This window comes from Caldivirga sp. (assembly GCF_023256255.1).
Taxonomy (GTDB): domain Archaea; phylum Thermoproteota; class Thermoprotei; order Thermoproteales; family Thermocladiaceae; genus Caldivirga.
Genome location: NZ_JAGDXD010000027.1, coordinates 81444 through 103602, shown reverse-complemented (window position 1 = coordinate 103602; position 22159 = coordinate 81444). Strand labels below are relative to the sequence as shown.

The following is a 22159-nucleotide window of genomic DNA, read 5'->3' as shown; positions in this document are numbered from 1 at the left end:
TAGTATTATTCATTATTTCATGAACCAGGATAAGGGGAGTATTATTGGCCTGGTTAACCTGCTGTGTATTAATTCACCTTGAGCCTTAATTAATAAGGCTTCTGGATTAATAATCCTTAGTTTATCCATGTCCTTAATGAGCTCAATCACCCTACCACCGCACCTTGGGCATGTCTTAATTTGCCCGGCACCAACGTAATCAATCCAGCATTGCCTACACCTGTATGCATTCACTGTGTTACTAACATCAACTACTCTTAGAGTGCATAAGTCCTTAAAACCCCTAACCGCAATACCCAGTATTGCTGGTGCAAGTCTCCTTAAGGCTCTCCTATTTCTAAGTACTGTTAAAGCATCAGTCTCAATAATCACATTGTTTGCATAACCCATTGCATACACCTTATTAACCTCCTCAATTAATCCTGAGGAATCACCCAGGAACCTAATCACTAAAACAGACTCTTCACTTGGCTTAGCCTGGTACGTGTAATGCTTAATAATGGGTACTGGTTCATTACCCTTAAGTAACCCAGCATCATCAATAAAACCTCCACCACCTGATATGACTGGTATTAAGGCATAATCCCCTAGTTCCTTTACGTCACTTGAGAATACGTAGGGCCTTAACCCAGTACTAATTTTAGTAATGGCTAAGGCCGTTGAGGTGCATATGGATAGGTTAATCAATGGCATAAGTCCCTCAAGCACATTATATTGCTCATCATTAATGTAAACTAATGGTTCACCAGCCGTTACTACTACAGCATCATCAATAGCCTTAATGGGCTTAACACCCCTGCTTATCACCAGTCTTAGGGCGGAGTTGACGCATATACCAGCCTTACAGTGGTCAATAACCAGTGACTTCACGATGCTCCCTTCGGCGATATTTTTATAAGCGTATTTGCACTTAACCGCTATGCCTAACGCTGGTGACTTTAAGCCTTATTTCATAGTACCGCCACTGTCTTCAATGCTAATGGGGGCGTTATTAACCATAGGCTTAACGTTAAAGCACGCCTACATACCTACACCAAGCCCAGTGATAAGTAGCAGTAATACCGTTTCAGCAGGCTTCTACAATAGCTTAGTAATTCTCTTAATGGCCTTGGCCGGTTTAATCGTGGTTTACCTCCTTATTAGGTATGCTAAGTTTAAGGCATTCGCAATATTTAAGGATGCAATGATCATCTTCCTAATTTACACGCTAGTAACCTTCTACCTATACGAGTACGCAACCTACTACAACATTTACCCACTCCTCCTCGTAATCACCTTTTACCCACTGAGCCTAGGCTTAACAGCCGTATTAGGCTATTTCTCCCTCTACAGTAATAGTCAGGTATTGAGAAGCATTGGTATAGTGTCCTACAGTGCAATGGCAGGTTCACTACTGGCAACAAGCCTACCCCCTGTGACCGCTGCAATGGTTCCAATAGTGTTAGCAGTGTATGATGCTTTCATGGTTTATAAGGGCTTACTAGGTAAGTTGGCGGAGTCAATGAAGGGTAATACTGGGAGAAGCCTACTAAGGGGCCTTGTCCTTGACCTAAGGAATACAGCAATAGGCGTGGGTGACCTAGTGGTTTACTCACTCATGTCAAGTTTCACAATATCGCTTGCCGGTGACTCCATGGTGCTGACGCTCACGGTACTTGTGCTTGGGGTTTTAGTGGGCTTCTACGCAACATACAGGATACTCCTACCCTTCAGGGGATACGCACCAGCTTTACCGTTACCAGTACTGCTTGGTTTCGTACCTGTAATCCTAATTCTTCACGCCATCTAACCTAATAATTAGGCAGTTAACATTTAGGAAAAAGAAGCGGCACATCGCCCCAGCCCCCTTTATCCTAAACCAGACTAGACTACGGCCGCTGATTTAATCAGCCTGAGGCTGCGTTTATAAGCATTTCCCGTTGTTACAGCATGGCAGGCTTAATGATGCTCTCCTCAACGCTTATTAACGCTTCACCCTGAAGTTCAATTTCACTACCACTTACGCTTCCCCTTCCATCAACATTAATGCCCCTCACGGTAACTCCATGACCACTTAATGAGCCATAATTCCTCACTACTATTCTAGCGCCTCCTCCTGAGTAAGCGGCAATAAGTAGCCTTCCTTGTCTTGGCCCCACGTAAATTAACTGCGCATTACCTTGAATCAACGTTGCTGGTTGGTATTGGGCATATAACGCATCCTCAACGCCATATCCATTAACAACTACCCTAACCCCCTTTTCATAAGCTATCTTAAGGATGTTTAATAACTTGCTAAGTAAGTCACTATTCCCCTCCTTATTGTAAAGCAGACTTAAACAGCGGGCTACTGCCTCATATTCGCTCCACTTGCCATTAATTACATTCCAGTAACCCATTAGGCAAGCCTTCTTAGCAATGCTGTATAATTCGTCATGGTTTAAATATATTGAAGCCTTTAAGGCTAACCTACTGCTAAGTAAACTATAACCCCTATAGGGTGGGTATTTGTCATCCTCATTCTCACCCATATGCGCCTTTGAGTATAGGCTATAGTAAAGGTATCCATCGCTCCTCTGAAACTCATGGGAAAGCCTAACAACAGCCTTAACACCACTTAACGCATGCTTAACGCATTCACTGCATAAGCCCCTAACATAAGCCTCAGTGAAGGATAATACAGCCATTAAGTGGGTGTTAAGTACCATTAGGTTTTCCCAACCTTGAGGATCAGTGGAGAGGAAGTGCCTACTACCCCATCTAAACCACTTTAAGCCATTACCCAAGTCAATGTAGCCTAGGCACCCAGGTGGTTGAACATTATAGCATTCAAGTGCCTTAAGAGCACCCTTAAGGTACCTTGAATCACCTGTTAATTCAAAACCCCTTAACAGAGTATTAAATACATACGATTGCTGAGGTGACCCGTAAATGTCCTTAGCCCTAGCGGCCGTAATGTAAGATATCTTAACCCCACCGTACTCATTCATTCTGTTTAGTAATTCCTCATAGGCGAATATTAGTAGGTCTAGGAAAACTGGGTTACTTGTCTCAATCCAATTACTTAACGCAACATTAGCGACATCACCCCTAACCCAGTAGTAGGCTTGCCTAGGCTTTATGAAGTCCGGTAGCTCACTTTCCTTAACGTACCCAGCCTTAACCAAAGCCCATATTAAGCCATCCTCGAAGAATCCACCGTAAAGTAACGGTAATGGTTTTGGTAATTTACCGAGGGCGCTAGTTAGACCCTTAACATCGCCTGTAACCGTGATTAACACATCGCAGTAACTACCTTCACCACTAAACTTAACCCAAAGTTCATTACTCGTAATGGTTAATTCAGGCTCAACCTCACTTATTAAGTATGGCCCCACTTCGTTCTCACTATAGCAATAAGCAGCGAGTGGAATAATCATGCAGCCACTGCTTCCTGAACCTGAGTCGCCGACTACTGCGTCTCTGAACGTACCACTTAACTTAACATTACCTAGCATTGATGGTGCATGAATGATTATATACCAGTTACCGCTTAATCCCCCCTTAAGTACTTTAATAAAGTATTCATCTTGATTACACTCCCTAATTAAACCCCTTGAAGTGCAGTTCCTTAAATCTAAATTTAAGTTGCAGACCATGCACAGTTATTCTGTTAACGTTTAAAAACGCATTCTCAGTTTAACTGATTCGAAACTACGATAGGTTAATTAACCCCCATTTATGCTTAGCGTAACGTGGATTTAGAGGACTTAAGGGTATTAATGAGTATTGTTAAGGCTAAGTTAATGGGTAAGCCCCTCGCATTGTGTGATATAGGGGATGCTGATGGTTTAACTAGCGCAGCGTTGTTTCTCATTAAATACCCAAATGGCTTGGTTACCTTTGCACCACCAAGTAAGGTGCAGAGAGGTTGGTTATATAGGGTTGTTAAATGGGACTTCGTGGCTGACTTACCCTGCCCAGGGAAGGCCGTGATTAGGGCTGATCACCACAGGACTAATAAGCCGTGCGCCCAGTTTGAATACTATGACCCTGAAGCCCCCTGCTCAGCATACATGGCTGCTAAGGGGCTTAACCTTAATAGTGATCCAAGAGCCCAAGGCCTTGTTAAAGTAGCCATAGAGACTGATACGGCTAACATAGTCTCCAGGGAGGCGGAGGAGATTGATATGGCTGCCAGGTTCTCTAATTATGGGGAGAAGGTTAAGTTGGCTAAGGTACTGGCACAGGAGGGATTGGGGGCGCTTAGTGAACCTTGGGTTAAGGCTATTGTGGAGAGGGGGTATAAGGCTAAGGAGCTTATGTTGAAGATAGCTGACCAAATACCAATAGATAATGTAGTCAACGTGTACTTTAGTACAAGGGTAGGTAGCGTGTCCTACAGGCAGTTAACAATAGAACTTCAAAGGAGGGGGGCAGGCATGGTTAATATCCTTGTTAAGTTAGGTTCAAGAACATTCAGGTACTACTGTGGGGCTGATAAGTCCAGGTTTGACTGCACTAGGATTGCCACAGCCTTAGGTGGTGGTGGACACCCCTACGCTGCTGGAGCCCAGTATAAGGCGCCGCTTTTTAACCCAAGGCAGGGATTTGAGGAGTTTATTAGGGTACTTAAGGATAAGTTAAACATGAATAAATTAAGCCTAATTGAGGTCGTAAAGGACACTAACGGCGTGAGTGTTAGGCGGCTTCAACTATAAGCGTGTTTTGAACATTACCACATTATTAATTCCGTATATTGACTAGGATAAGTTAATATACTCACATCTTACCATAACCTGTGGTTGAGCTTACAAATAGGGATATTGCAGTCTTAGTTCACTTGAGGAAGGCTAACGTTGATTATGGTAAATCCATCGCATTAAATACTGGGATACCCCTACAGGAGGTTTTACAAATACTTGATAAGCTTGAATCCATGGGTCTTGTGGAGAGGGTTAAGGGCGGTAAAACCCTTAAGAGAAGTGTAGCAAGGTTTAAGCTTAGTAATGAGGTTAGGAGACACCATGTTTACTACAGGTTAAGTAGGAGCGGCGAGTTACTTGTTAGGACTACTATTAGGCGTGGCCGACCATAATTAACTCATTACGAAGTGAAGGAAGGTATCAATGAAAGTTCCATGCCATGGTAAGAATCACGTACCCCTAATCTAGGTGCTGGAGAGTTAAGGCACCAGGTAATTAGCCATGTATTAGAATAACTGTATTAGCGATGATTAGGATTGGGCCTCACGGTATTAGCAGCAGTTTTGTTTCATCATTCTCAATAACCACACCTATTAGTTTCAAGTCCTTAACATCGTTGCCCATTTTTTCAATAACTTTAATAGACTTACTAAGTGAATTATAAATCATTAATAATTTATCCCTAATTGAAGTCAATAATGCATTAAGTTCAAATAACGGTGGCGCTACATGAACATCTATTACATAATTAAAGTACGTGAACCTAATATACTCATAAGACCCCCCTCCCCCCTTAGCCAATAGTTTCCTTTCCCCCTTAGCAGACTTTCGTATAACCGATAACTCAGACTCAAGGTAATTCAGTACCTTACTCAACTGATCTAAGTCACTCCTAATGTCATCAACCGCAGTCTTCGCATTGTAAAACTTCATGAATTCAATAGACATTTCAATATTAGTTTAATTCCAGTCATTTAAATATTTCGCATTAATACTAGGGATTCCTACTTATTCTCCCTGAATCAGTTTGCTGAGAGCGGAGCTTACCTTGAACTACCGTCCACACGTTAGAACAGGGTTATTAAGTGTAGAAGGTTGATAAGTACTTAAGCTATGAAGATTGGTAACTCGCCTAAATGCAGTATATCATTACTACTAATCCATGGTCCCTCAATCCAAATAACCGCCTTACACACTACATGAGCATTATTGATTTTCATTAACTCCTCAAGGGCGTTAATGGTGTTACCAGTGGATGCTACATCATCAACTAGGCACACGTTCTTATTAATAATGTACTTCATGGAGTTTGAGTCAAGAATAAGAAATTGATCCCCCTTAGTTGTGATTGAATTAACCTTAACATAAGTATACCCACCCATATAAGTCTTGACGCTCTTACGGGCTACTATGAACCTAGCCAGACCTAATTCCCTAGATACGCCATAGGCTAATGCTATTGCCTTAGCCTCTGGGGTTACTATGACTTCAGGATTATATTCTCTCATTAGGTTAGCCAACTCCCTGGATACAGTACTTATAAACTCAACATCACCAAGCACCAGCTCTGAATCTGAGGCTATATAAGCCCTAAACCTACCATTACCTATCTGTATTTCTCCAATCCCAATAATAGGTAATGTTCTCTTTAATCCAGCTATGGTAATACTGTACGTGGATTCCCCATTGTACTTAACCATACGCTTATTGCCCAGCATTATCTGTGTATGTTGCTGAGATTAATTAAATTTTTCCCTGTAAATGGCCTAAATTAATTTAAATAATTTACATAATTATTTAAATAAATCTTGAACTTTAAAGTAACTCAGCATTACTCCGTGAAGCCAATAATAGTTATGGAATTACTAGTGTATGTATTCATATTATATTTTCCTTAAAACCCCTATGTTAGTGTTAATGGCATTATAGGATTCCTTATACTCAAGAACCTTAATATTGCAATTCACAAAGTCCCCACGTGTAACAATCACCTTCTCCACATCACTATTCACTAGCGTGACTTCTTCACCTTCAACATGCTCAACATCACCATTCAAGATCTTGATACGTTTCCCAGTAACCCTCCTAGCGTCCACATTATAGAGGTTAATTTCCTCACCCTCAATAGTGTCAAGGTCACCGTTCTGCACGTTAATGTACTTACCCTTAATAACCCTAACTTCAGCAGGTGGATTCACTAGGCTTATGTGCTCCCCCTCCATTACTCCACCTTTAACAGTACTAACACTGGTTTCCCCTATTTTACGAAACATAGATTGTATAATTGGTCCACCGCCTAAATTGATTGATAGTATTCCTAGGTTAATCCTCCTAGGCTTAGACCTAAGCTCCTTAGTACTGCTAAAGTACTCATAGTACTTGTCGAATTTCTCTGCCATTACTTCACCTTAAGCATATCCCTTATTTCACTGAGTAATTGCTTCATTTCCCTAATCCTCTCCTTAATCTTATCAATGACCTCCTCATCACTAACATTAGCGTACTTTAATTCACTCATGGTTCACTCACCTTCTTCAACTCATCCCTAATATCCTTAAGTACGGCATTGACGTCATCAAGCTCCTCAAGTAGGCTCCTTATGAACGCCCTATACGTATTCAATTGATTATTAATAACCTTCACCTGCTCATCAATACTATCCATTATTGGAACGAAGGCCACTATAGCTATTATAGCCCCCCAGAATATGGCTAAGGCACCTAGTATTGTTGCCGCTAAGAGGAACGGCCATGAACCAACCTTAAACGCCATGTAGAATAAGGCCACGGGAACCCCTGCACCTATCATCAGGCCTGAGACCAGCATTACCACTATTGATGCGTAAGGCATCCTCACTTGGATGAACCCGCCAACTGCTCCAGAAGTTGCTTGTCTATTATTAACTTGAAGTCCTTCACTCTGTATACTTTCCTTAAGTGGGGTCTTGGTTCCTCCTCCACCACGTAGGAACCCTCTATTAAGCCGGATTCCTCCAGAATTTTCAAGTGCATGTGCGCTAAGGCGTAGGGTATGTGTAGGCTCTGAGCCACGTCCTGTATAAAGGTTGGTTTCCTCGTTAACATTAACAGTATCTGTACCCTCAGGGGGTTTGCTAAGGCTCTTCCAATTTTTACTAAATCCTCCGGTGAGTTCACTTTTAAACTCAACCATTCACCTCACCCCTAATTACTGCATACCTAGCTATTAAGATTGACGCTGAAGAATAAGCCAAGAGTCCTAGTATTCCCCTTACTAATTCTGATGCGTTAAGGCTTAATGAACCATTAATTGCTAAGGCCATGTAAGTTGTAGGTAATGTTAGGCTAATGTATCTTAACACTGGGGGTAATACAGTGATTGGGTAGTAGACTGGTGCTAGTAGGAGTAGTGGCCATGGGATTATTTGGGCGACTTGGTTAACTATCCTGTAGTTCTTTATTCCCATGCCTAATGCGTAACCCAGTAGGGCTGAGGAGAGTGATATGAAGACCGCCACGGCAACAGTAGCCAATACCTGCACTGCACGGTAGGCTGCATTCGTTATTAATATTGATAGGATTAGGAGTGAAACTATTGAGGGTAAGTTAAGTATTATTAATTGAGTAATGTAGCCGAGCGCAATATCCCAGTGGCCCGCACCATTAGAGAACATGAGTGTGTATATTGCTGATGACCGCCTGAAGTAAGCAATGTCCTGGGAAGTACCTATGAATGGTATTAGGAAGCTTGTGTTAACCACCGTACCAACTATGAAGTAGCCCATGTACTGTGGATTACCTATGATCCTCAGTAGCGTTAACCAGAGGGCTGGAAATATTAGAGTGAAGCCCACTGACACATATATCCAGTGCCTACTGCTAAGCATAATGTACTTAGCTATGGTATAAGCATTACTTAGCTTCATGGCCACCACCAAATACCTCAATGAAAACGTCCTCAAGGGAGGGCTCCTTAACCTCAAACCTAACCCTCCTCTTGACTAATTCATTAATTACACTAATCGCCTCATTCCAATTAACCCTAATTGGCTTATCACCATTATCACTCCTGATCTCAACCCAAGAAAGCCTCCTCCTGAGCTCACTTGGTGAACCCTCCATAAGTATTCTTCTATTAATTAAGTAAACTCGGTCACTAAGCTCCTCGGCCTCATGAATGTAGTGTGTGGTTAGTATAACTGCAGATCCATTATCCCTAGCACTCTTGACTGCGTTCCAAATGCTCCTCCTGTTTTGGGCATCAATACCTACTGTGGGTTCATCCAGGATTATTAACCTTGGCCTACAGGCTATTGCTGATGCCACTAGGACTAGCCTCTTCATGCCTCCTGACAATTCATCAATAAGCTTATTCCTATAATCATTTAGTCCAACTGCATCAACAGCCTCACCGACGCAGTGCTTAACCATACCCTTAGGCACACCCCTAAGCCTAACAAGCATTTCAACATGCTCAGTAACCTTAAGTAGATTAAATGGCCATGCCTCCTGGGGAACAACACTCATTACACCCTTATCCTTAGCCTTACTAGGATTCATACCTAAAATAGTTACCTTGCCCTTATCAGGCTTTAACTCGCCGTAAACCTGCCTAAGTAACGTAGTCTTACCAGCCCCATTAGGACCTAGTATGGATACTACTTCGCTTTCATTAATATCAATGTTGATGTTCTCATTAACCGGTACACCATTGAACGATTTCCATAATTCCCTGACCCTAACTATCGAATTATTTGGATTCAGCATCAGTTAAAACTGATACTGTTTAATTTTTAAATTTTTCGCTTAATCAAACCAAGATTAGGAGTTGAATCAAATTCCCTAATTGCCCTAACTGTTTAACAATTAGAAGTGAGGGGTGGTTCTTTGTGGTAAGGTTAAAAACTCTTGATTAACCACTTCCTGTGGCTAAGCTTGACTATAGGGCACTTGGACTTAAGGTGGGTTTAGAGATACATGTTCAATTGAACACTGGAAGGAAGTTATTCTGCCATTGTAAACCGGAGTTGAAGAACAGTGAACCTGACTTCAGAATTATTAGGAGGCTTAGGCCGGCTATGAGTGAGTTAAGTTCCATTGACCCAGCTGCCTTATGGGAGTTCAGGAAGATGAAGACCATGTTGTATGAAGGCTTTAATGACGTTACCTGCCTAGTAGAGCTTGATGAGGAACCACCCCATGAACCTGATGAGGAATCCCTACTCCTAGCTCTGGCTGTTTCAAGGGTCTTTAATGCTAAGGTGTTTGATGAGGTATACGTTATGAGGAAGGTTGTTATCGATGGTTCTAATGTATCAGGCTTCCAGAGAACAATGGTGATTGCTCATGATGGCTTAGCGGAATTCCTAAACTACAAGGTGCCCATATGGACAATATCCCTTGAGGAGGACGCCGCTAGGAAGATTGAGGATAAGGGTGATGTAGCAGTGTATAGGCTTGATAGGTTAGGTATACCTCTTATTGAAGTGTCCACAGGCCCCATGGAGTACCCACCTAGCTCAGTGATGGAGGTTGCATGGTTAATAGGAAGAACAATCATGAACACTAGGCGTACTAAGAGGGGCCTCGGGGCCATTAGGCAGGACTTAAACATATCCATTGCTAAGGGAGCTAAGACTGAGGTTAAGGGTGTGCCGGAGTTATCGCTTATACCTAAGGTTATTGAGTACGAGGCGCTTAGGCAAGTTAACCTACTTAAGATTAAGGATGAGTTAACCAAGAGGGGTTTATCAAAGGAGTCATTCACGCCAGATCTAGTTGATGTAACAAGCATCTTCTCGTCAACTAAGTCAAGTATAATTAAGAGAACAATTAATGAGGGGGGAATAGTGGCTGCACTTAAGGCGCCTGGATTAAGGGGGATACTTGGCTTTGAGCTTCAACCGGGGAGAAGATTTGGAAGTGAATTAGCCGATAGGGTTAGAGCCTGGACTAGGTTAGGTGGTTTAATACATAGTGATGAATTACCAGGATATGGGATAAGTAAGGAGGAGGTGGCAATGGTGGCGAGTAGGCTTGGGGTTGAATCATTCATACTCCTAATGGGTCCACCAGGCGTTGAACTACAGGAGGCAGCTAGGGTTATTGTGGATAGGATTAAGGAAGCCTTCGATGGTGTGCCTGAGGAGACTAGGGCGGCTAAGGAGGATGGTACAACATACTTCATGAGACCTAGGCCTGGCGCGGCTAGAATGTATCCTGAAACTGACCTTAGACCTATCAGGATTACCTTTGAGCTCCTCGCTAAGGCGGATAAGTATGTTCCTGAACCCGTAGATAAGCAGATTGAACGCTACACCTTAATGGGCATGAGCAGGGAGTTGGCTAGGCAACTTGCATCATCAGAGTATTCAATTGATGCTGAGGAGCTAATTAAAAAGTATGAAGGTAAAGTTAACCCAACCCTCGTAGCCTCAATCTTCGTAAACATGATTAGGGGCGTGGGTAAGAACATTGAGCAATTTAACCTAGTTCAAATTGTTGATAAGCTCATTGAATTATACGTTAATGGTAAGGTAACTAGGGAGGCTATACAGGATGCTATTCAGAAATACGTGGAGGAGGGGGGAGGGAAGAGTATTGAGGATGTTATTAATGAGGGGGGATTATGGAGGATGCAATATAGTGAAGTTGCGTCAATAGTTAAATCATTGATTAATAATGGTATTAAGGATAAGAACAAGTTAATGTCAATCATAATGAGGGATTACAGAGGTAAGGTGGATTCACGCGATGTTGAGAGGGCAATTAATGAATTTTTAAATGAGGGGCAAAAATAAGCCCCTACGTAGTATTACTAACCTATCCTATATTCTTAATCCTTAATACCATTATGCTTCATGGGGATGATGCCAGCATCTTGGATGCAACGATATGCTTTAAAAGTAGTTCACAATACCTAAATAATGGATGCCGAGGATATAGTTAAATTAGCCTTAAAACTTGGGTTTAATGAAGCTGTTGCCGTGGTTAGGGTGAGTAAGTGGAGAATGCTGAGAATCGCCAATAACGAGGCTTCAGTCTTCAATTATTGGATAGATGAATGGGCTTCAGTCTATTTAACTAAGGACAAGAGAGTGTACACGTTCTCCACCTCTAACTTAAGTGAAAATACAATTAGGACTAAGCTTAATGACGCATTATCAATAATAGATAGGTTAAACGAAGATCCTGAATACGTCCCGATTACGCACCATGGTTCGGTGTCAACTTGGGATTCCTATGATCCAAGTGTTGAGAACGCTGAGGAAAAGGTTATTGACATGGTTAAGGAATCCATTGACGCAAGCCTCTCTGAGGGTTCAGTAAGAAATGCGGGAACCTTCACATACGGTGTAGGTGAATCAACGTACAGTGACCACACTGGGTTGAAACTAAGCTGGAAGGGGACGTACTTTAATTTAGCCATGAGGGCCTTCCACAATGACCCAGAATTATCATCGATGGATGCTTTAACTGGAAGGAGACTTAGTGATATTGATGCTAAGGGCCTTGGTTCAAGGGTTGGCTACATGTTATCACTAGCTAGTAAACTACCTAAGACAAGTATTGAGGGTAGGTTCAGGGTTATTATGAGTCCACTTGTTGCAGGACACCTATACGGTGTAATAACCAATAGCTGGATGAACTCATACAATGTCTTACGTAACCTGTCTCCACTAAGTGCGAAGGATGTGGGTAATAGGGTGGCCTCAGAATCATTAACATTAATTGACTTATCAGCAGACCCATCAAAGGTTGGTTCAGAACCAGTGGATTTTGAGGGTAATCAAACAGGTAATGTAACACTGGTTAAGGGTGGGGTATTATCATCATTCATAACTAATAACAGGACTGCAAGTAAGCTTGGGGTTAAGTCAACAGGTAATGCGGCTCACGGTTGGTTAATGCCATCGATAAGGCACCTATATATGGAGCCAGGTTCACTTAAGGATGATCCTCAATCAATGTTTAATGAACTAGGTGATGGGGTTTTCATACAGAACAATTGGTACACCAGGTTCCAGAACATTAGGGAAGGCATATTCTCAACAGTATGCCGCGATGTTGTTTTACTGATTAAGAATGGGGAACCCAAATTCGTCCTTAAGGGTGTTAGGGTTAGTGACAGGTTCAATACGTTACTCAACAATTACATGGATTCCACAAGTAAGCCTACCCAAGTCTTCTGGTGGGATATGCATGTACCATCAACCGTACCCTATACCTTAGTAGATAAGGTTAATATAACCAAATCCTTTGAAACACATTAATAACTATGATTCCACTCAATGACAACATTAATAGAGTAATACTCTAAAGATCTAGAATTGCATAATAAAATTATTGCGCCATAATTTGAATAACTAAGTTCCTTACTCTTGTAGCTATCCCCAAGGCTCTACGTGCCTCCTCAATTGTTGTTTCATAATCAGTATAATCGGCCTTCTTCCTCATTTCATATAAGTAAAGTATTAATGCTGCTTCTTCAGTGTAACCCATATGTTTAAGTACATTAGCTAACTTATTATCCCTTCTAGGTATACTCATATGCATCCTCTCCATAAGCTTCTCCAAGGCTCTTCTCGCCGAGAAATACTTCCTTAATTAGCTTATCTGACTTCCCTAAACTTAGGTATGACGTCATTATCCCCTCCTCCACTATCATGTAGCTTATTACGCTCTTGAACTTATCATTTATACCTAGTGCCGCCTTAGCGACGCTTAACTTAACATTATCATTAATACTACGAACGATTACTAAGGTATTAGTGTCATTAATTATGGGTTCCCCATCCTGTGATCCAATAATCATGAGCAGTGAATCACCAAGTTCAGAACGGAGAATTCTAGAAACTCATAGAGGCTTATCCACCAATCACTTCTTAGGTTAATTAAAAGTGCCACAGTATTTAGTCCCTGGAGGTTTTAAATCCCTTATTCTCATTAGCATTATTAATACTTCTCAAGTTACATTACTATGGCTCCTTACTTCCTCACTTTAATGGATTCCTTAAGATTAAGTGTCACTGGTTAAGTATGCCCAACCTACTATTAGGAGACCATCAATGTTGCTTATCGTGATTTGAGTCATGGTGAAGCCCATTGACTTAACATCACCCTTAGTTGTTAATTCCTTACCAATTTCATTAATTGCAGTGTTTACACGCCTTAGGAATTCATCTAGGTTAATCCCAGTGCCCATTGAGACTGGGCCAACGTTAACTCTTATTGGTATGAACCTCTGGGCTGTTACCATCATTACTCATGCACCTTCTGATTAGTTTACTTAACTCGGGTATTAATCCTTTAATATCATTAATAACTGCATCAAGAGTATACTTAATGGGGACACTGTTCACGTCTCCATTCCATCTAGGAACTATGTGGAAGTGAACATGCTCCTCGTAACCAGCCCCAGCTATTCTACCCACGTTAACACCAATGTTGAAGTCTACTGGTTTGAGTAATTCAGTTAACGCGCAGGTGGATGCCTTAATCAACATTGCGCATTCCATTAACTCCTCATCGGTTAAATCCACTATACCTGGCACATGCCTCTTAGGGGCTATTAGCAAGTGGCCTCTGTTGTATGGGTATTTATTCATTATTACTATACAGTAGTCACCCCTATAGACAACTAACTCATCATTACTTTTAACAGCCCTGCACATGAAGCATCCGGACTCCTTATTATCAATAGCTCCAGTTATGTAGTCCATCCTCCACGGCGTGTATAATGCCATTATGCTTGCCTTCCACTTCTTAATTTTAAGTGTTATGCTGATTAATGCTTAGCGGTGGGTTTAATAACGGCTGTGTATATGGGGAGTTGATATGGTTAAGGATAGGGGGGAGGCGCTTAAGGTTCTTGAGGATTGGGGTAGGTCAATAGTTGATTACATTATTAAGGGTGATGAGCCGGTGATGCGTATACCAGCCAGGACTCTAACTAATATAATATGGGATGAAAGGAAGAAAATACTTATACTGGGTCCTAAGGCTATTGAGAGAAGATTCCTGGACTTGAATGAGGCTAAGCGTTTCATGCAGACGACGCTGATGCTTAAGTTAATTATTCAGTCAATTAAGGAGAATGTTTACCCAACAATAAGGGACCTGTACTATAATGGTAAGCACACAATGGAACTTAGTGAACCTAAGTTAGGTAAGTCATTCAGGGAGAACACGTGGGATGAACAGTCGGAGTCCAATTCCGTAATAGAGGATATTGAAGTAGCCACAGGTGTGCTTAGGGAGGAGATGGGTGTATCAGCTGATGTTAAGGGTAAGATCGTTGGACCTATTGTGGTTAGGTCAAAGGGTTTTGAGATAGATGCAACAAAAATGGGTGATACAGCCCTAAGCCTACCCCCAAATCCGGATGAATTAGAAATAGTCAGGATGGATGCTAAGTACGTTCTAGTGGTTGAGAAGGATGCAATATTTCAAAGGCTTAATAGGGAGGGTTACTGGAGCAGTGAGAAATGTATACTAGTGACTGCTAAGGGTATGCCGGATAGGGCAACTAGGAGATTCGTTAGAAGGCTTAGTGAGGATTATGGCCTACCAGTGTACGTCTTCACTGATGGAGATCCATACGGGTGGTACATTTACAGCGTCTACAGGAGTGGTTCAATAAAGTTGAGTTATGAGAATGAAAGGTTAGCAACACCTGATGCTAAGTTCATTGGGGTAACCGCCAGTGATATAAGTAAGTATAAGATTAGTGATAACTACGTCATAAAGGCTACGGATAGGGATGTTAAGAGAGCCCAGGAGCTTAGGAAATACCCATGGTTCCAGAGTCATGAATGGAGGAGGGAAATAGACTTATTCCTGAGGACTAAGAAGAAGGTTGAGATTGAGGCTTTATCAACGCATGGATTAAAGTTCCTGCATGAGTACCTCTTAGATAAGATACATAATAATAAGTGGATTGAGTGAGAATTGAGTATTAAATAATGAGCTGCAACCGTGGTTAAGCGGGAAAGATAAATTAAACCACTACATTCAAGTTAGACTTGTGGATAAGAGAGGTATTAGCGCGATTGTTAATGGTGATAAATGGTTAATATTGGCGGATACGCATGTGGGTATGGAGTTTGAACTCCAGGAGAAGGGGGTTAGGGTACCTACTCAGACAAGTAGGATAGTGAGTAATATTGTTTCCTGGGCTGAGGAGGAGGGGTCTAGTAGGATTATGATTCTTGGGGACGTTAAGCATGAGTTACCTTACCCCATTGAGTCAATTAATGAGGTTAAGTCATTTATAGAGAACTTATCGAAAAGTTTCGAGGAGGTTGTGTTAGTGGCTGGTAATCATGATGGTGGGTTAGAGCAGGTGGTTAGTAGGATTGGGTTAAGTAATGTTAAATTCTACGATTCAAGGGGCTTTATGGCTAATGTTAATGGTAAGAAGGCACTACTCATGCATGGTAACTCAAAGCCTAATCTTGAGGACTTCGAGAAGGCTGAAGTTATGGTGATGGGTCATACTCACCCAGCTGTGGTTATTCAAGATGAGCATGGTTTCGTAACGAAGAGACCAGCAATACTGAAAATTAGGGTTGATAAAGGTGAACTCGGTAAGAGACTGTACGGCAAAGAGATTGAGGGCGGAGAATTAAACATTATTGTACTGCCAACGGCTAATCACTTAACCATTGGTGTTGATGTAGCATCAACCCTAACAACAGTGTTTGATGCTCCCAGAACTATACTTAGGTACGTTGAACCATGGAGAATACCGGATAAGATCGAGATTTATTTAACGGATTTAACATACCTGGGAACACTAGATATTGTTAAGAGAGTTACATTTGAGAGAGTGAACTTCGACTCAATATAATCTTATTCCACTATTTCACCCAAGGCATTAGTTTGTTAATACTTTCATAACGTGATCAATAGTGATTCTCAGCGATATCCTCAAAAGAGTTCACCACTAGAGCATTCATGAAGTGTTTATCCTGGTATTCATGATTAATGATACCATTCTATTCCTAATTCATAAAACTAATGGTGGGGTTGTCTTACCTTCTTCGGTGGTTAGGCTCCTAGCCCACTCCTCAATACTCTTCTCCACTAGGAAGGAGTACTTGGATGCATGCTCCTCAAGTTTATCAGTTTTAATCTCAGTATTTATCAGCTTTGAAATAGCTCTAATTAACTTCACTGCGGCTGTTACATCAGGCCCAAACTTGCCTATTGTTTGATTAAGAATGTATGTGACATCCCTGTATGACGCTAATTTACCGCTCTTAACTAAGTTATTTATTGATGTTAATAGTCGTGATTCAGCTAAAAGTAATATACCGCTCATAGTACCCCTAGATAACACTGCATCAAGGAATTCTGCCTCAACACCAACTACAACAGTTTCCTTAAGTGGAATAAAGCCTGCATTGCTTAGGCTACTTACTGTTAATTCATCAGTAACGAAGTATACGTTCTCACTTTCACTTGATCCTAATGATGGCATTGTGGATAGGCAAACTGCCTTACTTACACCATTCTCCTCAGCCCATGATATGACCTTATCTATGAATTCCCTATATATGGGTATTGGAATTGGTATGTGTTGCCTAACAACTATGAGTCCATTCTCCTGAGAGTAGAATAGCCTATACGGTAACTTAGCTACGCCATCTATTACTGTGACTGCTGGCTCAATTCCCCTAATCCTAATTGCCCCAATCTCAGTCATCTTTAATGTATCTATAAGGTACTCAGTAGCAACCACTGAGGCTAGGCTAGGCTCTGGGCAGGCTAAAATAACCATGTTCCTAGGATCCTTGGGAACTGACCTTATCTTAACCTCAAGCCTTAGGCTATCCATATAGCTAGTGGTTGAATTAGTCTTTTTAAGAATTCCTACTAGGGATTATTGAACTGCATGTTTCTTAAATTATTGAATATGTTAATACAAGTGACACCTAACTAAGGAGGCTACAGTGGGTTTTTCCCCTTTATTAGAGGAAGCCTTAATAACTAGGAATTAATATTATCCTGCGGCTTTACCTGAAAGTCTCATTAATGAGACATTAAGGAGGGGTATTGATTTAGTTGACTTATTATCAAGAGCTCTAAACCTTGATCCTAGTGAACGCTCTAAGGCACACTTGCAGCTTGCTGAGAATTTTCTCAGGGAAGGCGAGGACCTAGTAGATAAGGATCCTATTCAAGCCAGTGAAAAGTTGTATAAGGCTGCCGAGGAAGCCATTAATGCAATTGCAGTATCCTTAAATCTAGATGAGGCTAAGAATGCTGAGATTCAGGGTAGGTGGACTACGGTACTGTTATTTGATGCCGTTGACTCAATAAGCATGAAGCTAAACCTTAAGGAAGTTAGGTTATGGTGGGGTCGTGCTTGGTTCCTACACGTTGAAGGTTTCCATGAGGCAAGACTAAAGCCAAGGCATATTAAGGAGAATGTAGAATACATTAAACGTATTATTAATTTAGCTAAAGATATTATAAAGACATAACTGAAAAGTGACTACCCCATCCTTTTCTATGGGTTTCCTGCTTCATTGCCTCACCTTGCCCTTAGCCCGTACTAAGGGTATTGGGTGGGGTTCTGCAGGCTGTTGAGCTGGCTCCCAACCCCCATATGCGGGTTAACACCCGTAAGCCAAAGCCTCTACGGCCCCCAAAGTCTAACACCCCACTAAAAATTTAACCCACTCGCCATGAATAGTGAGGTTTTAGGTACATTGTAATAAGACGGTATTAAACTCCATAGTGGTGAAAAGACCATACCTATATGGTACATAGTATGCTATCGTATTCCACGTTTAACCATTTATGATGAAATCAATATGAGACCTTTAGACTTGGTAATAAGCATTAATTAATCCTTACACCTGCATTTTGATTTTAAACCCATACTAATCATTATGGTAGCTTGTATTCACCTACCTTAACGTTACTCCTTAGGCTTAATGTTAAGTCATAGATCCTCAATGCGTACTCAGCCTCTTCGCTACTATGAGTAGTCCTTAGTATGACTTCATGAACCTTCTCCCTATTGAAGGCTATTAGCTCACCATTATATATAGTGAAGGGGGGTGTATCTATGGTCACTAGCCCATAGACATGGGAGCCTGAGCCAATTGCCTTACCTGTCATTATCCCTGTGTTAATACCAGTCTTAACCCAGTCACCTATGATTGGGCCTAGTTTAACCATACCTGTATTAATACCCATGAATTTAACGGTGCTTAACGTATTCTTGAGATTTGAGACTGTTGTACCGGCACCGAAGTTAACCCACTTACCCACGTAGGAGTCGCCTAAGTAACCGTAATGCTCCTTAAAAGTGCAACAGTCAATTACAGTGTTCTTAATTTCTCCAGACAACTTATCCTCCATGTAGGCTACGGTGCCCTCCCTGATGTAGGTGAAGGGGGATAGGACTGTACCTGGCCCTATTAATGCTGGGCCCTTAATGTATACCGGTGCATTAATACTACTCTTAACCACAAGCACTGGACCCCCACTTGTGTTGAATTTAACATCCCCTGAGGCTTCAGACTCATATAGCATTACATCATCCCTTAAACTAATGATTCCTGCTAATATCTTGATTGTTTCACTAAGTAGGGTATTATTATGCTTAATTATGTCCCATGGTCCCTTAATGAACTCAATACTGCAGTCATTGATTGTTTCCTCACTATTCCTAACCTTAATTAAGTAATGATCACCGCATGCAACTGATTCATTATTGTTAATATGCCTAACCACCATTTTAACATTGCTAGTGTATGGGATTATGCATGGGTTAACGTAAGCGTCAGCATTACTAGAGTATTCGATATTGAATGGAACCCCTAGTTCACTAATCAATAGCTTATTTCTGTGAACATGAATCTGCTCAACATTAAGCGCCACTGTGGCTTCATTAATTAGCCTAATTAACCAATGTTCAATAATCCGTAACCCACCAATAATTACGTAGGGGATTGGTGTAGTGTATGATATTGGCTCCATGGGTGAATCGCATGGTAACGTTAATGCTAACCGCATTTAACGTCACTGAGCAAAGCTTATTAAGCATTTAAGGTTAACCCAATGATGGCCGCCATACCTAAAACACTAGTAATAGGTAGATGCCGTAGATGTGGCGCTAAGATAAGGATGTATGATGACTACTACGTATGCCCACGTTGTGGGACATTATTCTGCGTAGTATGCGCTGAAAGGAAGCTATTCGGTAAATGCCCAATTGACGGATCTCAGTTAATTAAGAAGTAAGTCAAATAAGGTATTAACACTTATTAAACACGCCTTCCCAATGGCTTAATGCCAATACACTTAAAGGTTAGTAAAGGTGACGTAGCTGAAAGGGTTATAGTAGTTGGTGATCCAGCTAGGGCTAGGCAATTAGCCAACATGCTTAAGGATTCAAGGATCATTAATGAGAATAGGGGGTTCTTGACCTACACTGGATCATACAATGGTGTTAAAATCACGGTGGCAACACATGGCATAGGGGCGCCTTCAGCAGCAATAGTAGTGGAGGAGTTAGTTAACATGGGGGCTAGGGTAATAGTGAGGCTTGGTACTGCTGCAGCATTGCGCAGTGATATTGAGCCTGGCGCAGTGTTAATACCAAGTGGTGCAGGCTATAATGTAGGTGGCATATATGCACAGTACCTAGGAGGCAGTATAGTATATCCAGCTGTGCCTAATCATGAGGTCCTACTTAAATTAGTAAGTAAGTTCATGAACTCAAGGTTAAGCTTCATGATTGGCCCAATCTACAGTAGTGATGCTTTCTACGCTGAGGAGGATTTACCTAGGGTACTTGGTTCAAGGGGGATACTTGGAGTCGAGATGGAGTGCGCTGTGTTGTTCCTACTGGGTTTAATAAGGGGAATTAAGACTGGTGCCGTTTTAGTAATTACCAATAATTTAACTGAGGGCAGGTTTGGCAGATTTCTAGAGGCTAATGAACTTGAACCTATTATTAATAAGGTCGGGGCGGTAATCTTGGATGCTTTAAGTGAAATCACTTAAAATTCCTCATCGATAGAAGGATTATGAAACCCACTATTAGCCATAAGGTGACTGGTAACACGTATTGAGGCTTATAGATGACTTCCAGCATAATGGCCATAGCGAATATGGGTAAACCAACTAATGCTAATACTGGTATCCTCAAGTTACTTACCCTTAATATTGGTGTTGAGAAGCCTTCAGCTACATTACTTGCCTTAAACCTAATTAGTGCTAAAATGGCTAACGCATATGTTATCACTGATGCTATGCCATATGATCCAGCTATTAGCTCAACATCATTACTCAGCACGAATAATGAAGCTACTGAAGATGCTGTAATAATGGATAAATATGGTGTTTTAAACCTAGGATGAACAATGGCTAGTTGCTTAGGCATCAGTGAATCATTACTCATACTGTAGATGCTTCTTGAGTAATCCACAATACCAGCGTTAACGCTTAGAAGCATAACTAAAGCTATTGAGAAGGAGATATATGCGCTTAATAACCCGTGGCCAAATAACCCAACGGCTAATGCACCTAATGGATCATTAAGGTGCTCAGAAATGTATGGTATTAAACCAGCATACGAGGTTATTATGGATATAATTAATGCAACAGCAGTGGATAAGGTACATATAGCCACTATGGATCTTGGTACACTACGTCCAGGCAACAACGCCTCACCGGCTGATTGAGCAATAACGTCAATACCCGTATAGCCTCTTAATGCATAGGATAAACCGATTGCAGGTATAGCAAAACTTACACTAGGAGATACATAATGCATCCGGTGGAGTATTGAGTATGCACCAAGGATTGCTAATGTTAATATACCTGTTAAGTCAATAGCTACTAATGCTAGGTTGAATCTAGCTGATGGCTTTATGCCAATAATATTAATAATAGCCAATACCCATATCATTAATAGTGACACAATGGCATTAAGTGGCCACACGCGTAAGTCCTCAACTAAGACACTTAAGTAACCTGAGAAGCCGACTGCACCATACGATATCATGAGGATTTGGTCAAAGTCAAGCAACCAGCCAGCTATAAAACCAGGAACCCTACCTAACTCTTGCCTAACATAGTAGTATGCACCACCAGCCTCCGGCATTGCGCTGCCCAGTTCAGCGTAAGTTAACCCAGCTATCCATAATGGTATAGAGCCGAGCAACATAACTATTGGTAATGATGATCCTGAGTAAAGCGCAATAATACCCATGGAGAAGTAGTAGGTTGATGATACGTCAGAGTACCCTAATGCGAACAATTCCATGGATTTAAGCACCCTCCTAAGAGCAATACGCTTACTCTCCATAGTAATGATGCTCATGTAGATTCGCATTTTTAAGCCTTAACAAAGCAATATCTACGCTTAAGATCACTTGACTTAGCAATGAATCATGCTTCAACTCAGTAAAACTCGTAGCATGAAATTATTCAAACAATAAACACCTATACTCCCAAAGAGAATTAACCCCATAGACGACGTGAGAAGGAAAG

Annotated in this window: 26 protein-coding genes; 10 read left to right on the top strand and 16 right to left on the bottom strand. The window is 41.4% G+C overall.

All coding sequences use genetic code 11. The features are described from left to right. Positions 1 to 12: 12 nt before the first annotated feature. Complete coding sequence (locus Q0C29_RS04330) at positions 13 to 870, bottom strand: hypothetical protein (RefSeq protein WP_291999431.1); 858 nt, start codon at positions 868 to 870, stop codon at positions 13 to 15. Between the two features lie 49 nt (positions 871 to 919). On the opposite strand from Q0C29_RS04330, the gene Q0C29_RS04325 reads away from it, so the two are divergent. Then, on the top strand, positions 920 to 1789 hold the full coding sequence (locus Q0C29_RS04325; protein ID WP_291999430.1) for a hypothetical protein: 870 nt from the start codon (positions 920 to 922) through the stop codon (positions 1787 to 1789). Between the two features lie 133 nt (positions 1790 to 1922). Here Q0C29_RS04325 and Q0C29_RS04320 read toward each other — a convergent pair whose 3' ends face one another. After that, positions 1923 to 3617: a hypothetical protein gene (locus Q0C29_RS04320; RefSeq protein WP_291999429.1), complete on the bottom strand. Its 1695-nt coding sequence runs from the start codon at positions 3615 to 3617 to the stop codon at positions 1923 to 1925. A 96-nt stretch (positions 3618 to 3713) separates the two neighbouring features. Between Q0C29_RS04320 and Q0C29_RS04315 the strand changes: the two genes are divergently transcribed. Next, positions 3714 to 4679, top strand: a complete 966-nt coding sequence (locus tag Q0C29_RS04315) for a Fis family transcriptional regulator (protein ID WP_291999428.1) — start codon at positions 3714 to 3716, stop codon at positions 4677 to 4679. An 80-nt stretch (positions 4680 to 4759) separates the two neighbouring features. Beyond that, a complete protein-coding gene (locus Q0C29_RS04310; RefSeq protein ID WP_291999427.1) occupies positions 4760 to 5056 on the top strand; it encodes a DUF2250 domain-containing protein in 297 nt (98 codons plus the stop codon). A 151-nt stretch (positions 5057 to 5207) separates the two neighbouring features. Here the strand turns inward: Q0C29_RS04310 and Q0C29_RS04305 are convergent, their stop codons facing one another. From Q0C29_RS04305 to Q0C29_RS04275, 7 genes are all read right to left on the bottom strand, one after another. Further along, on the bottom strand, positions 5208 to 5612 hold the full coding sequence (locus Q0C29_RS04305; RefSeq protein WP_291999426.1) for a hypothetical protein: 405 nt from the start codon (positions 5610 to 5612) through the stop codon (positions 5208 to 5210). Between the two features lie 158 nt (positions 5613 to 5770). Continuing rightward, positions 5771 to 6382, bottom strand: a complete 612-nt coding sequence (locus tag Q0C29_RS04300) for a phosphoribosyltransferase family protein (RefSeq protein ID WP_291999425.1) — start codon at positions 6380 to 6382, stop codon at positions 5771 to 5773. Positions 6383 to 6547: 165 nt separating this feature from the next. Continuing rightward, positions 6548 to 7063 (bottom strand): hypothetical protein, encoded by a 516-nt coding sequence (locus Q0C29_RS04295; RefSeq protein ID WP_291999424.1) that lies wholly within the window; start codon positions 7061 to 7063, stop codon positions 6548 to 6550. A 115-nt stretch (positions 7064 to 7178) separates the two neighbouring features. Next, positions 7179 to 7514 (bottom strand): hypothetical protein, encoded by a 336-nt coding sequence (locus Q0C29_RS04290; RefSeq protein WP_291999454.1) that lies wholly within the window; start codon positions 7512 to 7514, stop codon positions 7179 to 7181. Positions 7515 to 7516: 2 nt separating this feature from the next. Next, a complete protein-coding gene (locus Q0C29_RS04285) occupies positions 7517 to 7831 on the bottom strand; it encodes a winged helix-turn-helix domain-containing protein (RefSeq protein ID WP_291999423.1) in 315 nt (104 codons plus the stop codon). After that, complete coding sequence (locus Q0C29_RS04280) at positions 7828 to 8568, bottom strand: ABC transporter permease (protein ID WP_291999422.1); 741 nt, start codon at positions 8566 to 8568, stop codon at positions 7828 to 7830. Before Q0C29_RS04280 ends, Q0C29_RS04285 begins: the two co-directional genes overlap by 4 nt. After that, entirely contained in the window at positions 8555 to 9409 is an 855-nt protein-coding gene (locus tag Q0C29_RS04275) for an ABC transporter ATP-binding protein (RefSeq protein WP_291999421.1), read from the bottom strand. Before Q0C29_RS04275 ends, Q0C29_RS04280 begins: the two co-directional genes overlap by 14 nt. A gap of 158 nt (positions 9410 to 9567) precedes the next feature. Here Q0C29_RS04275 and gatE point away from each other — a divergent pair, with 158 nt between their 5' ends. Both gatE and Q0C29_RS04265 read left to right on the top strand, forming a co-directional pair. Beyond that, positions 9568 to 11442, top strand: coding sequence for a Glu-tRNA(Gln) amidotransferase subunit GatE (gatE, locus tag Q0C29_RS04270; protein WP_291999420.1), 1875 nt, complete (start codon positions 9568 to 9570; stop codon positions 11440 to 11442). Positions 11443 to 11568: 126 nt separating this feature from the next. After that, positions 11569 to 12915, top strand: coding sequence for a TldD/PmbA family protein (locus Q0C29_RS04265; protein ID WP_291999419.1), 1347 nt, complete (start codon positions 11569 to 11571; stop codon positions 12913 to 12915). Positions 12916 to 12985: 70 nt separating this feature from the next. Here Q0C29_RS04265 and Q0C29_RS04260 read toward each other — a convergent pair whose 3' ends face one another. The 4 genes from Q0C29_RS04260 to Q0C29_RS04245 all read right to left on the bottom strand — a co-directional run bounded on the left by Q0C29_RS04260 (position 12986) and on the right by Q0C29_RS04245 (position 14412). Continuing rightward, positions 12986 to 13192 carry a hypothetical protein gene (locus Q0C29_RS04260; protein ID WP_291999418.1) on the bottom strand — a complete coding sequence of 69 codons (207 nt, stop codon included), beginning with the start codon at positions 13190 to 13192 and terminating at the stop codon, positions 12986 to 12988. Further along, positions 13179 to 13457, bottom strand: a complete 279-nt coding sequence (locus Q0C29_RS04255; RefSeq protein ID WP_291999417.1) for a hypothetical protein — start codon at positions 13455 to 13457, stop codon at positions 13179 to 13181. The genes Q0C29_RS04260 and Q0C29_RS04255 overlap by 14 nt, the downstream gene beginning before the upstream one ends. A gap of 204 nt (positions 13458 to 13661) precedes the next feature. Then, positions 13662 to 13904 (bottom strand): hypothetical protein, encoded by a 243-nt coding sequence (locus tag Q0C29_RS04250; RefSeq protein WP_291999416.1) that lies wholly within the window; start codon positions 13902 to 13904, stop codon positions 13662 to 13664. Then, positions 13864 to 14412, bottom strand: a complete 549-nt coding sequence (locus Q0C29_RS04245; RefSeq protein ID WP_291999453.1) for an HIT domain-containing protein — start codon at positions 14410 to 14412, stop codon at positions 13864 to 13866. The genes Q0C29_RS04250 and Q0C29_RS04245 overlap by 41 nt, the downstream gene beginning before the upstream one ends. A 67-nt stretch (positions 14413 to 14479) precedes the next feature. Between Q0C29_RS04245 and Q0C29_RS04240 the strand changes: the two genes are divergently transcribed. Together Q0C29_RS04240 and Q0C29_RS04235 are read left to right on the top strand one after the other, a co-directional pair. Continuing rightward, on the top strand, positions 14480 to 15589 hold the full coding sequence (locus Q0C29_RS04240) for a DNA topoisomerase IV subunit A (RefSeq protein WP_291999415.1): 1110 nt from the start codon (positions 14480 to 14482) through the stop codon (positions 15587 to 15589). A gap of 79 nt (positions 15590 to 15668) precedes the next feature. Next, positions 15669 to 16493 carry a metallophosphoesterase family protein gene (locus Q0C29_RS04235; RefSeq protein WP_291999414.1) on the top strand — a complete coding sequence of 275 codons (825 nt, stop codon included), beginning with the start codon at positions 15669 to 15671 and terminating at the stop codon, positions 16491 to 16493. Between the two features lie 159 nt (positions 16494 to 16652). Here the strand turns inward: Q0C29_RS04235 and Q0C29_RS04230 are convergent, their stop codons facing one another. Continuing rightward, the gene (locus Q0C29_RS04230; protein WP_291999413.1) at positions 16653 to 17483 is read right to left on the bottom strand and encodes a PAC2 family protein; all 831 of its coding nucleotides are present in this window, start codon (positions 17481 to 17483) and stop codon (positions 16653 to 16655) included. Between the two features lie 283 nt (positions 17484 to 17766). Here Q0C29_RS04230 and Q0C29_RS04225 point away from each other — a divergent pair, with 283 nt between their 5' ends. Next, positions 17767 to 18132, top strand: a complete 366-nt coding sequence (locus tag Q0C29_RS04225; RefSeq protein WP_367173622.1) for a PaREP1 family protein — start codon at positions 17767 to 17769, stop codon at positions 18130 to 18132. Between the two features lie 409 nt (positions 18133 to 18541). On the opposite strand, the gene Q0C29_RS04220 is transcribed toward Q0C29_RS04225, so the two are convergent. Further along, positions 18542 to 19675, bottom strand: a complete 1134-nt coding sequence (locus Q0C29_RS04220; protein ID WP_291999412.1) for a hypothetical protein — start codon at positions 19673 to 19675, stop codon at positions 18542 to 18544. Positions 19676 to 19723: 48 nt separating this feature from the next. On the opposite strand from Q0C29_RS04220, the gene Q0C29_RS04215 reads away from it, so the two are divergent. Together Q0C29_RS04215 and Q0C29_RS04210 are read left to right on the top strand one after the other, a co-directional pair. Beyond that, positions 19724 to 19903 (top strand): hypothetical protein, encoded by a 180-nt coding sequence (locus Q0C29_RS04215; protein WP_291999411.1) that lies wholly within the window; start codon positions 19724 to 19726, stop codon positions 19901 to 19903. 48 nt (positions 19904 to 19951) lie between these two features. After that, positions 19952 to 20668 carry a purine-nucleoside phosphorylase gene (locus Q0C29_RS04210; RefSeq protein ID WP_291999410.1) on the top strand — a complete coding sequence of 239 codons (717 nt, stop codon included), beginning with the start codon at positions 19952 to 19954 and terminating at the stop codon, positions 20666 to 20668. Here Q0C29_RS04210 and Q0C29_RS04205 read toward each other — a convergent pair. Continuing rightward, on the bottom strand, positions 20661 to 21974 hold the full coding sequence (locus Q0C29_RS04205; RefSeq protein WP_291999409.1) for an APC family permease: 1314 nt from the start codon (positions 21972 to 21974) through the stop codon (positions 20661 to 20663). The two genes, Q0C29_RS04210 and Q0C29_RS04205, sit on opposite strands and share 8 nt — an antisense overlap. Positions 21975 to 22159 lie beyond the last annotated feature (185 nt).

What these genes read in the sequence shown, in the direction of transcription:
- Q0C29_RS04300 (WP_291999425.1), bottom strand. Translation starts at nt 6,382, where the DNA reads ATGCTGGGCAATAAGCGTATGGTTAAGTACAATGGGGAATCCACGTAC.
- Q0C29_RS04325 (WP_291999430.1), top strand. Translation starts at nt 920, where the DNA reads ATGCCTAACGCTGGTGACTTTAAGCCTTATTTCATAGTACCGCCACTG.
- Q0C29_RS04305 (WP_291999426.1), bottom strand. Translation starts at nt 5,612, where the DNA reads ATGTCTATTGAATTCATGAAGTTTTACAATGCGAAGACTGCGGTTGAT.
- Q0C29_RS04280 (WP_291999422.1), bottom strand. Translation starts at nt 8,568, where the DNA reads ATGAAGCTAAGTAATGCTTATACCATAGCTAAGTACATTATGCTTAGC.
- Q0C29_RS04250 (WP_291999416.1), bottom strand. Translation starts at nt 13,904, where the DNA reads ATGATGGTAACAGCCCAGAGGTTCATACCAATAAGAGTTAACGTTGGC.
- Q0C29_RS04260 (WP_291999418.1), bottom strand. Translation starts at nt 13,192, where the DNA reads ATGAGTATACCTAGAAGGGATAATAAGTTAGCTAATGTACTTAAACAT.
- Q0C29_RS04290 (WP_291999454.1), bottom strand. Translation starts at nt 7,514, where the DNA reads ATGCCTTACGCATCAATAGTGGTAATGCTGGTCTCAGGCCTGATGATA.
- Q0C29_RS04240 (WP_291999415.1), top strand. Translation starts at nt 14,480, where the DNA reads ATGGTTAAGGATAGGGGGGAGGCGCTTAAGGTTCTTGAGGATTGGGGT.
- Q0C29_RS04220 (WP_291999412.1), bottom strand. Translation starts at nt 19,675, where the DNA reads ATGCGGTTAGCATTAACGTTACCATGCGATTCACCCATGGAGCCAATA.
- Q0C29_RS04210 (WP_291999410.1), top strand. Translation starts at nt 19,952, where the DNA reads ATGCCAATACACTTAAAGGTTAGTAAAGGTGACGTAGCTGAAAGGGTT.
- Q0C29_RS04255 (WP_291999417.1), bottom strand. Translation starts at nt 13,457, where the DNA reads ATGATTATTGGATCACAGGATGGGGAACCCATAATTAATGACACTAAT.
- Q0C29_RS04265 (WP_291999419.1), top strand. Translation starts at nt 11,569, where the DNA reads ATGGATGCCGAGGATATAGTTAAATTAGCCTTAAAACTTGGGTTTAAT.
- Q0C29_RS04295 (WP_291999424.1), bottom strand. Translation starts at nt 7,063, where the DNA reads ATGGCAGAGAAATTCGACAAGTACTATGAGTACTTTAGCAGTACTAAG.
- Q0C29_RS04215 (WP_291999411.1), top strand. Translation starts at nt 19,724, where the DNA reads ATGGCCGCCATACCTAAAACACTAGTAATAGGTAGATGCCGTAGATGT.
- Q0C29_RS04230 (WP_291999413.1), bottom strand. Translation starts at nt 17,483, where the DNA reads ATGGATAGCCTAAGGCTTGAGGTTAAGATAAGGTCAGTTCCCAAGGAT.
- Q0C29_RS04320 (WP_291999429.1), bottom strand. Translation starts at nt 3,617, where the DNA reads ATGGTCTGCAACTTAAATTTAGATTTAAGGAACTGCACTTCAAGGGGT.
- Q0C29_RS04275 (WP_291999421.1), bottom strand. Translation starts at nt 9,409, where the DNA reads ATGCTGAATCCAAATAATTCGATAGTTAGGGTCAGGGAATTATGGAAA.
- Q0C29_RS04205 (WP_291999409.1), bottom strand. Translation starts at nt 21,974, where the DNA reads ATGGAGAGTAAGCGTATTGCTCTTAGGAGGGTGCTTAAATCCATGGAA.